The organism is Alteromonas mediterranea DE, assembly GCF_000020585.3.
In the GTDB taxonomy this organism is placed as follows: domain Bacteria; phylum Pseudomonadota; class Gammaproteobacteria; order Enterobacterales; family Alteromonadaceae; genus Alteromonas; species Alteromonas mediterranea.
The window spans coordinates 4,133,315-4,145,855 of record NC_011138.3; the positions used below are offsets into that span (position 1 = coordinate 4,133,315).

Consider the following 12,541-nt stretch of genomic DNA (forward strand, 5'->3'; position numbering starts at 1 on the left):
TTTCTCTTAAAAGCCTAAAAAGGCGACAGTGCTTAAAGGGTTTTTTCTAGCTTTAAAAATGTGCCGTCTACTAACGTATACGCTTGGCTATTTTCCTGGAATAAAATAGTAGCCCCCATGTTTGCCGTTTCTTCTGCACAAGATAAGCTTACCTCGGTCACGCTATCGTCGCTAAAGCCTAATGAAGATGGGGAGACCTTAAATGCTGTGTGAAATTCTTCGCCGCTTATTTCTTTTGACGAATAGACGGGTGAGGCACAAAGCGCCTGATCCAGCTTAGCGGAATCGGATGCGTACGTTACCGAGCGCCCTAAAAATTGCTCCGACTCAGATGACGAGTGCGCAGAAACACCTACGTTGTAAGCTTTGGTAACCACCCAAGTACCTTCGTAGTACGCAGGTTCTTGAACAGCGCAGCCTAATGTGAACGCGCATATCCCAAACGCGCCAATGATTAAGCTATGAAAGCGCCAAAACCTTTTGACGTGTCCAACAATACTCAAGTTTATCTCCATATTAAAAACATTATAAAAATCAGCTAGTTTAACGTAACAGCTCTCTAAAAGGTTCACTTAACGTCGCGTGAATATCGCGCTTTCTCGTTTCCTTATCGTTCTGATTAAACGTCCAAACATCGCCAATTGGCGCCGACATAAAAAAGCTGCGTCTTCGCGCAGCTTTTCTACTATCACTACTTCTTATGATTAAGAAATATGGACTAAATTGCTTTTTTCAAGCTAAAGCTTCAATCAGACTATCTATAGCTTATTCATTTTTGGTCTATTTCTATGCGGCCATGTACTGTAGAAATGTCTACGTTTGCATCACCACCGTTATGAATAAAGCGCAGCCAGCTTCCAGGTCCGTACTTAGGCTTTTGTGCTTTTTCATCGCTAATATTATTCACAATATTACCGCCTGCGTGAGTCTCGATATCAAACTGTACTGATACTCCCTTTTGGAAAACGAACTCCATTGCCCCACCAACCGAATTCGCTTTAATACTGCCATTTGCATTCAGCCCCAATTTCGCAAAGGTACGCCCATTAACCGTATTTATTTGAAGGCTATCAACATCTTGCAAAGAGAGGTCAATTCGTCCATTCACCGTTTCTACTGACAAGTCCGGGCTACTCGATGCGATATCAAGCTTACCATTCACAGATGTAAAACTTACCGGCGTGCTTCCTTCGTGCGTAGCTTCAATATCACCGTTAACCGTTCCTGCTTCTAGCCGACCTCTAACGTTCTTTAACACAATATCGCCATTTACAGACTCAACCTCAACGCGTTCACCAATGTTTTCAAGGGTAACGTCGCCGTTTACGACCTCTACATCTACCGCTTTGGTTATTCCTTTGGCATTTATATCTGCATTCACTGCAGTGTAGTGAAGGTCGCTCGCCGCCGGCACGTAAATAATTAGGTCATCTCCATCTCGACCTTTCTGGTACCAACTCTTTGAGTGGCGCTCTACCTCTACGTGAATAACGACCACATCGCCGCGTTTTTCAAAAATAAACTCTTCCGTTTGATCGCCAAGTTCGCCCGTCACCCGTACCTGAGGTTTATCCCACACGCGGATATCAGCCTTCCCGTCTATGTGCTCAATATCGACTTTAGGCGATGACGATGTATCGATAGTTTTATCAACTTTTTCGCCTGCAAACGCTGCTGTGGCAAAACTTAGCAGTGTAGTAGCCAGTGCAAGCTTAGCTCCAATAGACGCGTTGAACATGTGCGTAAATGTTTCCGATAATGTATTTTTCATATTTATATTCATCTTAAAGCCCTTATTAAATTTGCTGCCACTTTGGCGCGTGCACTCGCTCAATTAAGGCAATTTGTTGTTGATATACATGATGCAGCATTTTGATTAATGCTGAGTTATCTGGATCGTCTTTCAACGCCGCTTTAATAACATCTGCGGCATCGTCTAATTCTTTTAACTGCTCCTGCCAGTCCTGGGTAAGCGCAGGCGTACTTTGATAGCTTGCTAGCAGACTGTTTACTTGTTGCTGCTGTTGCATGCTCATTGCGTCAATCAGCGCATAGCCATCGCTTCGACTTTCATCAGCGTTAAACGCAAAGGGGGCAGCGAACCATAATACCGTGACTACGCAAACGCTTGCGGCTATCGCCATCCACTGTCTTGATGTAACCGTAGATGACGAAGCGTCATCGCTTGAAGGGGTGTCTTGAGCCGATGCTATACCTAGCTCTACACCTCGCCACAGGTCCCGCTCGGGTTGCTTCTCTTTGGATAACCCAGAAATATGCTGAGTAAGCTTTTGATCAAAATCACTCATCATCGACTCCCATAAAGCCTTTCAATAATTGCTTGGCACGGAAAAACTGCGCCTTGCTCGACCCCACTGCCATATTCAACATATTTGCAATATCTTCGTGGCGGTAACCTTCAAGGGCGTGCAGTACGAACACCATTCTTGCCCTTTCGGGAAAGCGAATAACCAATGCTTCTAAATCTATGTCAGTACTGCTGCTTTGTGCTGTCATCTCACTGATACCGCTACTCTCTAAATTGAACATGCGTTGCACCCAGCCCTTTTGCTTGCGCATGTAAGAAATAGTGATGTTTGCGGTTACGCTGTGCAGCCACGTAGAAAACTGACTTTGCCCATCAAAGTTATTCAGTTTTCTCCAAAGCTGAATGAAGACCTCTTGCGCGGCATCTTCTGCCATCCCTTTTTCACCGGTAAGCCGATAACACAATGCGTATACGCGCCCAATATGCTCATCGTAAAGTGCTCTAAACGCGTGTTTATCGCCACTTTTCGCTTTTAATATCAGCTCATTTTCGCTTTTGTTACCGAACACCACATTGGCGTGTACAACACGTTGTTGTGTGTGTTCCATTATTTTCTCTTTGTTATTCGTGGTGCCGATTAGCACTTGTTAGTGTTATAAGGTTAGTCGTACCCTATAGTAGAAAGGTTTAAATAGACAAAAATATTTTTGGGGAGAGACCATGTTGCCTACCTTTAGTGTTGACGCCTTATTTGCCGGAAAGCCAAAGCCACTGGGCCCTCGCGGAGCCCCAAGCAGCATTGTCAAAAGCCCGGTTAACTCGCTTACGGTTCACATAGATCGAACCAATGAAGACCAACAAGCTAATACACGCCTTCACGGAGGACCTGAAAAGGTACTGCATCAATTCAACCCAACCAATTATCTTACATTAAGAAAACATTTCCCTGAGGGCGACTTCTCATTAGGAAGTATTGGCGAAAATATAAGTGTAGAGGGCATGGACGATGCCACCGTTTATATCGGCGATATCTGGAAATTTGGCGACGTTGAGTTACAAGTCAGTGCGCCTCGGGCACCTTGCAGTAAGATTTCTCAGCGTTTTAACATTCCGAATTTAGACAGATTTGTGGGCGAGCGCGGTATTACTGGTTGGTACTACCGTGTTATTAAAACAGGGGCTATTCACGTGGGTGACGAGGTAACGTTGCTTCACCGTGAAGACGACACCGTTAACATTCACACTTTAATGCAGTGTGCTCACACCAAAGCCGACAAAGCACTCGCTGGAAAGCTGGCTCAACTCACTGTTCTGGATGATGAATGGCGTGAGAAGTGCGCGAAAATCGTGCTTAAGGCGCGTTAGTCGAGTGCTTTGGACTATAGGTATATAAGGAGTACCTTTCATTATCTTCGTTATCAATGTGATAGTGCGAATCTGTGTCCAATATTGGTGATAGTTCATTCTCTAAGCGGTAGAGAATGGGCTCTAATTTTGAAGGCGTGTTTACATACACCCAAAGCCTGCAGCTTTTTTCGTGACAATCAAGATAATATCCCACATCTGCCTCAACGTAGGATGTGAAAATTTGGTTGAGTGTATTTTTCACCATGGTGCGCTGATAGTTTTTAGACACTCGGTACTCTAGGTTCATAGTGCAATTGTCTAAGCATGCAGTGAAAGGCGCAGGCGCACGGGTAGGGTTTTGGCTAGAAAAGTGTATAAAAATCCCAGCGTAGGCGCATAAAGTCACCGAAAACACAATTAACGCCGCAGTTCTAAACTTTAACAAATTCAACCCCTGAATATAAAAGCATTCCTTATTAGATTAAAGAATAACCACTCCGTTAGAGCTACGCAAGATTATCTTGTGAACTGTTAAAAAGACACCTGCCCGCCTTCATTTAGAATAACCCACGGTATTGTTGTATTTAGCTGTTGCTTCATTTTCATCAATCGAAATAGCGCAGAATGCGAGGTTTTATCTCCCATCATCCAACTAGCATTTCCAAAGCCCCAAGGCACGACGACTTTACAGCCAAGGTCTTGGGAAGCAACAATAGCGTCCTCTGGCGTGGTGTGAACCTTGCGATACCATTTAGGTGAGGTTTCGCTGAAATAAGACGCTATGGGTAACAGGCAAACATCTATGTCACCAAAGCGGGCTTTAATATCTTTGAAATGTGGTGAATACCCTGTATCCCCCGCAAAGAACAAAGTATTCCCTTCATGTTCAAAGACCCAACCGCCCCACAATGTTGCATTGTCATCCTCGTATAAATAGGGCACCCAAATCCGGTTACTGAAGTGATGAGCGGGCACAAAATGTATAGCGGTTTTGCCGGTTTTTTTACTCGTATACCACGCCATCTCTTTAATCGTATAGCCTCTATTAGGGAAGTGCTCTGCGAAACCTAACGGAACAAGATACTCGGGCTTTGTGCCTAATTCGGCAATATCGGCTTTATTAAAATGATCATAGTGTATATGAGAATAAACCACAGCATCGGTTTGTGCGAGTTTGTCTTCACCTACCTCAGCGGGTTCGTTGCGGCTGAACCCCTCCGCCAATCGAAAAGCCCAATTAACGGGCCAATCAAACTGCCCAAACACAGGGTCGATAAGTATTTGCTCACCACTTGCGGTGTTAAGTAAAAAACTAGCGTGCCCTAACCAGGTAACGTTAAAGCCGGTGTGCGAGTTCACTGTCGGGTTGTTGCCAACGAACTGACAATTTTGCATGTCGCTTTCACATTCAATATCGGCAGACGCTGGGTAGCAATCTTCAGTACACGTGACAGGATAAGCCATGAAGCTGTCGTACATATTACTAAATCTATCCTCGTACCCGCTTTCATCGGTGTAAACGACTATCGCATTGCTATCATCAACTCTTGTTATTCGATTAGGTGTTGCACACCCAGCTAGCATGCAGATTGATATAAAAAAGATGGCGATATACTGCTTCACGTGCTTTAGTCCCTTAATTCTTCGCTCATAAAAGCTTTGTGACGGAAGTCCACAGTCTAAACAGTAAGTTGCAATTCACCACCCATTATTTGTAACAAGCCAATAAGAAGGTATCGTTGAGTGTAATTGAGTGGAAGAGTGAGTAGTGACGACTTGTCTATTTAGATAGTTGATTTGCAGAAAGCACTTTTAAAATTGTCTACCAATATACTTTCGCTTTACCCTTATTTTTAAGCAACAAGATACTCGACATGAAATTTAGGCCAAAAAAAAGCCGCTCGAAGAGCGGCTTTTTTCAAATACGTCAGCGATTACGCTTCAGCAATGATGATCACTTTAATTGAAGTGATAACGTCAGAGTGAAGTTGTAAGTCGATGTCATACTCACCAGTCTCACGAAGAGTACCAGTAGGTAGTTTAACTTCTGCTTTTTGTACTTCAACGCCAGCTGCAGTGATTGCATCAGCGATGTCACGAGTACCAACAGAGCCAAATAGTTTACCTTCGTCACCAGCAGGAGCTGCGATTGTAACTTCAGCAAGCTCAGCAACTTTTTCAGCGCGTGCGTTTGCAGCAGCTAGTTGCTCAGCGATCTTCGCTTCAAGTTCAGCACGACGTGCTTCGAACTTTTCAACGTTGTCTTTAGTTGCAGGAACCGCTTTACCCTGTGGGAAAAGGAAGTTACGAGCGTAACCAGACTTAACAGTCACTTGGTCGCCCAGGCCGCCAAGGTTGGCGATTTTATCTAGTAGGATGATATTCATCTTAGCTAACCCTTATATTCGCCAAATTACTTGTGTGAATCAGTGTACGGAAGCAACGCAAGAAAACGTGCGCGCTTGATCGCAGAAGACAGCTGACGCTGATATTTTGCGCTTGTACCAGTAATACGGCTAGGGACAATTTTACCGCTCTCAGTGATGTAGTTCTTAAGAGTAGCGATATCTTTGTAATCAATCTCAGTCACACCTTCTGCAGTGAAACGGCAGAACTTACGACGTCTGAAAAAACGAGCCATGGGTGATCTCCTTAAGCGTTGTCTTCAGTGGTTTCAGTTTTCTTTTCTGCGCGTTCTTGGCGAGGTGCAGAATCGTCACGACGCTCACGACGAGGCTCTTCTTTCATCATTGGAGAAGGCTCAGTCACAGCAGTCTTAGTGCGCATTACCATGTTACGTAGGATCACGTCGTTGAAACGGAAAGCATTTTCCAGTTCGTCAACAGCTTCTGCAGTCGCTTCAGCGTTGATTAGTACGTAGTGGGCTTTGTGCAGCTTTTCAATTGGGTAAGCCAGTTGACGACGGCCCCAATCTTCTAAACGATGAACTTGACCACCGTCTTGCTTAAGAATTGTAGTATAACGCTCGATCATACCAGGTACTTGTTCACTCTGATCAGGGTGAACCATAAATACGATTTCGTAATGACGCATTATAGCTCCTTACGGTTGTAGCCTCGACAGTACAGCCGACTGTATGGAGACAAGGAACGAGTTAGGTTGGCTGTAAGGGCGCGCATTATACGTGCACTGGCGCAATTGCACAAGTGTTAATCAACCAGTGCGTTTTCAGGCTTAGCTTTCGAAAATATTTGAAGAAACGGTTTGCAAGGGGAAACGCAGCGTGAATTCCGTACCATTGTAGTCAGAATTAACCCCCAACGTACCCTTGTGGGCTTTTGCTATCTCTGACGCTATAAATAAACCTAATCCTAAACCTTCATTCTGCCTATTGCTTTCTTTACGCCAAAACGGTTGAAATAAACGAGCCTTAGATTCATCAGAAATGGGCGTGCCGCTGTTTTGTACACTAAGAATGAAATCGTTGCTATTGGTTAGAACCTTCACGTAAACAGGGTATGACATATCGCCATGAATTAACGCGTTTTTTAATAGGTTAGATAGTAATTGGCAAATCCGTTTGTCATCACAAATTAACGGGCGCGTTATATCAACATGAATACGTATTGAGCTTTTGGGGTAAGCGGTGGCCAACTCTTCTACGGTATAATTTATCTGCTGACTAAGGTTATTAGATACTGCTAATTTGACCGGTAAGCCCTGCCCTACTCTGGTGTGCGTAAAATCCATCGTATCTTCTATCAAGCGCGACATTCTCTGCACGCTATTTTTCATGCGAGATACCGCTTTAAAAACCGGTACTTGTACCGTACTTGCAACCTCACTGTCTTTGATTAGGTCATCTAGAAAGCTTATACCAATTTGAATAGAAGACAGAGGCGTGCGGATATCGTGGCCTAGAATGGCGATATACTGCTCTTGCAGACGAGCCATATTTTTTGCGTCACTAAGCTGCGTAAGCGTTTGCTCAATATGATCGTTCAACAATATTTGATTGGATATCAGTTTCGCAAAAGCACTGACTTGGCCGTGAACCGCCTCGGTTCGCAGCTCACGGGGCTCAGGGTCTAGCCCACATAATGTGCCAAAGAATTCACCTTTCGCATCGTAAAGAGGATAGGAGAAATAGCTTTCAAACCCGTACATAATAGGAATAGGGTTTTCACGATATTCATTATCTGCAGACGCATGATTGATGACAATTTCTTTTCTGTTTGCCCGAACCGTTCGACAAAATGTGGTTTCTATTTCTAATTCATCGCCAGGCGACAGCCCAAACTCAGCATTGTCTAATACTGAGCACATAGTCCACGCCTCTTCAGTTACTCTGGCTACACAGATAAACCGTAAACGAAGCGTACTGGCTAAGATTTCCATAATATGCGGTATTGCTTCAATTGCGTTTATAGCTTGAATATCGCGCTGAATTGCTTCGTTCATTGCCATTACCTTTAAAGAAGTCCTTTTTATGGAATACGGTCAAGATTCAAGCCCGCCCCTATATACTTAATTTCCTCAGCTTACATAAGCATTCTGAAGCGTAACGTGTAAATGTGACAAGTTCACACAGCCTAGACTAAAGTATAATACGCTACCTTCGGACTAAATTTAACCTAAACATTCCCCTTAATACTGTTTATTTATACAGTTAAATGCTGTACAGTTTTTATGTCTTTAACTAATGGGGGACCTACCATGGCCATTACCACACAATATGTTGTTACGCACAAAGGGGTAGAGAAATTGGTAACTACCGATAAAAAAGAGGCTGATCAGTACGACAAAATGCTCGATGCAGCAGACAACTTAGCTGATTACATTCAGGCTAAAGGTATCAAATTAGACGATAGCACTGTGGAAGAGCTCACTATTATGCTGTCGAAGAACAAAGATAAAATTAGCAAAATCTTTAAAGGCGCAACGGCAGAAAGCGTGTTAGAAGATGAGAGCGCCGAAGTGGTAAAGCTTCAAGCTAATGGCTAACATTCCTTAAGCTAACTTGCCTAACACGTCGTTATAATGAGCAAATAACAAGAGCAAGCGCCGCTTTGCCCAAATGCTATTTGATACAATTGTGATTTGATAGCATTACTTCAAAGCGGTAACTTGCTTTTAGTACAAGTGAGCGCATCGTTTGCTTTTGCAATATATAACAACAAAGACCTAGGTTGGGCTTAGCGTGAATATAATAAATAATAAGAGCGCTCTTACTCAGTGTAAAAGCGCCATTGAAGTTAGTCATGTAAACTTTGCGTATTCGAAAGAAAGCACTCCGATACTCAATATTGAAAAATGGCAAGTATCACGCGGTGAGCATGTGTTTCTTTCCGGCCCGTCTGGTAGCGGAAAAAGTACGTTACTGAATTTACTTTGTGGCACCCTTACTCCAACGGCAGGCAGCATTGCCTTGCTAGGACAGCCGTTCTCGTCTTTATCTAATCGACAAAGAGACAAGTTTAGAGCACGTAATATTGGTGTGGTATTTCAGCAGTTCAATCTCATCCCCTACCTCTCGGTTGCACAAAACATTAGCGCAGCCGCGTATTTCTCAGGTAAAGGCAATAGTAGCCAAAAGGTTCTGGCTAATACCTGTGAGTTACTTGATAGGTTACAGCTACCTTCCCATGTTTTACATGCCAAAGCTGATGCACTAAGTATTGGACAGCAGCAGCGTGTGGCAATAGCCCGTGCGCTTATCAATAGTCCTCAACTATTAATTGTGGACGAGCCAACATCAGCGCTTGATGCAGATGCCCGTGACAGTTTTATGGCATTACTGAAAGAGGTCGCTAGTGACAGCACCATGATATTTGTAAGTCATGATAACGCGATGGAACGCTATTTTGACCGCCATTTTCGTATTTCTGAACTAAGCCTCCCATCAACGACACAACCACCGCACGCAGTAAAGCATACAAGCAAACCTAAGCAGGAGAGCCTGTAATGCTAAGCACTATTGCCATCGAAAGCTTGAAACGCAGAAAAACAACCGCGTTACTCACCCTTTTAAGCATAACCATTAGCATTAGCTTACTGCTGTGTGTAGATATTGTTCGCAGCCAAGTAAAAACAAGCTTTACACGCACCGTTTCTGGCGTTGACCTAATTGTTGGCGCCCCAAGCGGCCAGTTGAATTTATTGCTGTCTTCAGTGTTCAATATCGGTACGCCTACTAAAGGTATTGATTACAAAAGTGTGGCGTCGCTAAAATCGAATAAACAGGTTTCTTGGCTAATTCCCCTCTCATTAGGTGACACTCACCGAGGGTTCAGAGTTATAGGAACGACAAACCGCTTTTTTGAACACTTTAAATACGGTGACAAGCAAGCTTTAGCCCTGACAGAAGGGCGTGTATTTGAGCAGCCTTTATCTACCGTTGTAGGCGCTGATGTTGCGGATTCACTAGGCTACACGGTTGGCGATAAGATAATTGTTTCTCACGGCCTTGGAAGTGTCTCTTTTAATAACCATGACGATCACCCTTTTATTATTTCAGGTATCCTCGAGAAAACGGGAACGCCAGTAGATAAAGCGGTGTATGTCACATTACAAGGGTTAGAGAAAGCCCATTCAGGCCCTAAGTCTGCGCATACATCACGGTTACGTAAAAAAACGGCTTTTCTTAACGGTCACAGCACAAATGAACATGAACATGAACATGAACATGAACATGAACATGAACATGAACATGAAGAGCCTACTCAAGACAATTATGATAGTGACGCATTTACACCTGAATCTGTGTCTGTCGTCATGCTAGGACTGAAAAACCGCGCAGCCGCATTACAACTGCAATATCAAATTAATCAGAGTAAAAAAGAGCCACTAATGGCAATTTTACCTGGTATGGCACTGGCTGAATTGTGGCAGATAATGGGAAATGTAGAGGCCTTGCTATTAGGTTTGTCAGGTTTAATAGTGATTTGCGCCCTTATTGGCCTGGCAACCATGCTGTTAGCAACAATGCGAGAGCGCTATCAGGAGATTGCCGTATTGCGTACAATTGGCGCTGGCCCGTTTACTCTACTGTTACTGATCCAGCTAGAAGCAATGCTACTCACTATTGTTAGCGCAGCATTAAGCATCGCACTGGTTGCCGTATTAATGAGCATGTTCAAACCTTGGCTAAGCAGTACGTACGGGTTATTTTTATCAAGCCCACTATTTAGTCAAAGCAGTGTCATCATAGTATTGCTCATATTAGGCTGTACCTACTTGGTGTCGTTGTTCCCAGCCATCGCAGCTTACAAGCGGGGCCTGCACGCTGGGCTTAACAGTAATTAGTCACGACATTAGAAAGGGAGAAGTTACTCTCCCTCTTTCTCGTTTGTACTAAAACGAAGAATTAGCTCGTGAACTTGATTTACAGTAGCACGCAAGTCGTGACTCGCCGCCAATGAGGCCTCTGAAGAACGCTGTGTTTCCGAGGCGCCATCGGCAACTTCAACTAGCTGCTGATTGATATGTTCTGCTACCGTGCTTTGCTCTTCAACCGCCGACGACATTTCAACCGTAGCATCAGCTATCCCTTTCACCGCGCTGTTTATCTCAAATAGCGCCCCACGGGTCTCTTCAACAATAGCGCTGCCGTGTTCAGCCGATGTTAACCCTTCATTCGAGACACGTACGGCTCGCTCAGAGCGTTCTGCTAATTCATTAATAATATTGTGAATTTTGTCTGTAGATTCCCGGGTTTTTGAGGCTAGCGTTCTGACTTCATCGGCAACTACAGCAAAGCCTCTGCCTTGCTCACCGGCTCTTGCGGCTTCAATAGCAGCATTCAGCGCTAGTAAATTGGTTTGTTCTGCAATTGTAGAGATGATATTGGCTGCTTCGCCAATATCACTGGTGGACTGAGCAAGCTCAGTTACCGTTGTTGAAATTGACTCTACGGCTTCACGCAGCGCAACAATTGCCTGCATTGCCTGCTCGGCTTTTTCATTCCCCGTTGCCACGTTTTCCGCCGCAGACCGAGCACTTATAGCATTACTTTCCACCCGCTCTGCCACTTCTTGAATGGCTTGACTCATTTGTGTAACTGCCGATGCAATTTGCTGTGTTGCTTGGTTTTGCTGAACCACCGCTGCGCTTGTGCTTTCTGCTTGTTGGTGGGTGGTATTAGCGATATTTTCTAGACTTGCTGATGCATCTTTAATTCTCGTTAATGCCGTTCTGTTGCGTGCCAGTTCGCAGGCAAGCGCAAGCTTGGCTTGCGCAATATGCGTGGCGTCGTCATAGTAGGTTTGGGCCACGGTATCGTTTGCGTAACTTTTAGGGCTCAAAGAAAGCAGCGCATTCCAGTCTTTTTTACCTTTCGCTTGTTGAACAGTGACTAAAACTAACGTACCGACAAACGCAATGCCCGCAGCAGCTAAGCCATGAGTTAACCCAAGCGCGACAACTAAAAGCGCACTTATTAACAACGAGGGCGCCATATGCATAAGCATTTGCGTAAAACGCGATGTGGCAGATACCGCAGACTTTCCTTGTTGCAACCTCGCGTAAATGCCCGATGCTCGCCTTGTCTCCGCATTTGAAGCAGGAACCCTAACAGACTCATAGCCCACTATCGTCGCTCCTTCGTAAACAGGCGTTACGAAAGCAGAAACCCAGTAATGGTCGCCATTTTTTCTTCTATTTTTAACCAAGCCTAACCAGCTTTGGCCAGACTCTAATGTACGCCACATTTCCTTAAACACTGGCGATGGCATATCTGGATGTCTTATTATATTGTGATTTTTGCCGATTAGTTCATCTCTACTGAACCCACTTACTTCAACAAACTCGTCGTTACAATGCTGTATAACTCCGCGCTTGTCGGTAGAGGAAATAAGTCGATGGTGAGTAGGAAACTTGTATTCTTTTTGAGTAACCGGCTGGTTGTTTCTCATGCAGTGCTTTCTCCGTTATGCAAAGCGTTCGTCCGTCAAAGCGTACGATCAT

Annotated in this window: 15 protein-coding genes; 4 read left to right on the forward strand and 11 right to left on the reverse strand. The window is 44.3% G+C overall.

Going from position 1 to position 12,541, the window contains the following annotated elements; genetic code table 11:
* Window positions 1–32: 32 nt before the first annotated feature.
* The 4 genes from MADE_RS18320 to MADE_RS18335 form a co-directional block, all read right to left on the reverse strand.
* Complete coding sequence (locus tag MADE_RS18320) at window positions 33–503, reverse strand: hypothetical protein (protein WP_015068366.1); 471 nt, start codon at window positions 501–503, stop codon at window positions 33–35.
* A gap of 266 nt (window positions 504–769) precedes the next feature.
* Entirely contained in the window at window positions 770–1,783 is a 1,014-nt protein-coding gene (locus MADE_RS18325) for a DUF4097 family beta strand repeat-containing protein (RefSeq protein ID WP_012519947.1), read from the reverse strand.
* Between the two features lie 13 nt (window positions 1,784–1,796).
* On the reverse strand, window positions 1,797–2,309 hold the full coding sequence (locus MADE_RS18330) for a hypothetical protein (protein ID WP_012519948.1): 513 nt from the start codon (window positions 2,307–2,309) through the stop codon (window positions 1,797–1,799).
* Window positions 2,302–2,877 (reverse strand): RNA polymerase sigma factor, encoded by a 576-nt coding sequence (locus MADE_RS18335; RefSeq protein ID WP_012519949.1) that lies wholly within the window; start codon window positions 2,875–2,877, stop codon window positions 2,302–2,304. Before MADE_RS18335 ends, MADE_RS18330 begins: the two co-directional genes overlap by 8 nt.
* A 112-nt stretch (window positions 2,878–2,989) precedes the next feature.
* Between MADE_RS18335 and MADE_RS18340 the strand changes: the two genes are divergently transcribed.
* Window positions 2,990–3,634, forward strand: coding sequence for an MOSC domain-containing protein (locus MADE_RS18340; RefSeq protein ID WP_012519950.1), 645 nt, complete (start codon window positions 2,990–2,992; stop codon window positions 3,632–3,634).
* Here the strand turns inward: MADE_RS18340 and MADE_RS18345 are convergent.
* The 6 genes from MADE_RS18345 to MADE_RS18370 form a co-directional block, all read right to left on the reverse strand.
* The gene (locus MADE_RS18345) at window positions 3,621–4,061 is read right to left on the reverse strand and encodes a hypothetical protein (protein ID WP_020744473.1); all 441 of its coding nucleotides are present in this window, start codon (window positions 4,059–4,061) and stop codon (window positions 3,621–3,623) included. The two genes, MADE_RS18340 and MADE_RS18345, sit on opposite strands and share 14 nt — an antisense overlap.
* 86 nt (window positions 4,062–4,147) lie before the next feature.
* On the reverse strand, window positions 4,148–5,200 hold the full coding sequence (locus tag MADE_RS18350; RefSeq protein ID WP_041912978.1) for an MBL fold metallo-hydrolase: 1,053 nt from the start codon (window positions 5,198–5,200) through the stop codon (window positions 4,148–4,150).
* A 350-nt stretch (window positions 5,201–5,550) separates the two neighbouring features.
* Window positions 5,551–6,003 carry a 50S ribosomal protein L9 gene (gene rplI / locus MADE_RS18355; RefSeq protein WP_012519953.1) on the reverse strand — a complete coding sequence of 151 codons (453 nt, stop codon included), beginning with the start codon at window positions 6,001–6,003 and terminating at the stop codon, window positions 5,551–5,553.
* A gap of 26 nt (window positions 6,004–6,029) precedes the next feature.
* Complete coding sequence (gene rpsR, locus MADE_RS18360) at window positions 6,030–6,257, reverse strand: 30S ribosomal protein S18 (protein WP_012519954.1); 228 nt, start codon at window positions 6,255–6,257, stop codon at window positions 6,030–6,032.
* Between the two features lie 11 nt (window positions 6,258–6,268).
* Window positions 6,269–6,670: a 30S ribosomal protein S6 gene (gene rpsF / locus MADE_RS18365; protein ID WP_012519955.1), complete on the reverse strand. Its 402-nt coding sequence runs from the start codon at window positions 6,668–6,670 to the stop codon at window positions 6,269–6,271.
* 141 nt (window positions 6,671–6,811) lie between these two features.
* On the reverse strand, window positions 6,812–8,038 hold the full coding sequence (locus MADE_RS18370) for a GAF domain-containing sensor histidine kinase (RefSeq protein WP_012519956.1): 1,227 nt from the start codon (window positions 8,036–8,038) through the stop codon (window positions 6,812–6,814).
* Between the two features lie 255 nt (window positions 8,039–8,293).
* On the opposite strand from MADE_RS18370, the gene MADE_RS18375 reads away from it, so the two are divergent.
* The 3 genes from MADE_RS18375 (at window position 8,294) to MADE_RS18385 (ending at window position 10,882) form a co-directional block, all read left to right on the forward strand.
* The gene (locus tag MADE_RS18375; RefSeq protein ID WP_012519957.1) at window positions 8,294–8,581 is read left to right on the forward strand and encodes a YebG family protein; all 288 of its coding nucleotides are present in this window, start codon (window positions 8,294–8,296) and stop codon (window positions 8,579–8,581) included.
* A gap of 196 nt (window positions 8,582–8,777) precedes the next feature.
* Window positions 8,778–9,542 carry an ABC transporter ATP-binding protein gene (locus MADE_RS18380; RefSeq protein ID WP_012519958.1) on the forward strand — a complete coding sequence of 255 codons (765 nt, stop codon included), beginning with the start codon at window positions 8,778–8,780 and terminating at the stop codon, window positions 9,540–9,542.
* Window positions 9,542–10,882, forward strand: a complete 1,341-nt coding sequence (locus MADE_RS18385; protein ID WP_012519959.1) for an ABC transporter permease — start codon at window positions 9,542–9,544, stop codon at window positions 10,880–10,882. The genes MADE_RS18380 and MADE_RS18385 overlap by 1 nt, the downstream gene beginning before the upstream one ends.
* A 23-nt stretch (window positions 10,883–10,905) precedes the next feature.
* Here MADE_RS18385 and MADE_RS18390 read toward each other — a convergent pair whose 3' ends face one another.
* A complete protein-coding gene (locus tag MADE_RS18390; protein ID WP_012519960.1) occupies window positions 10,906–12,489 on the reverse strand; it encodes a methyl-accepting chemotaxis protein in 1,584 nt (527 codons plus the stop codon).
* Window positions 12,490–12,541 lie beyond the last annotated feature (52 nt).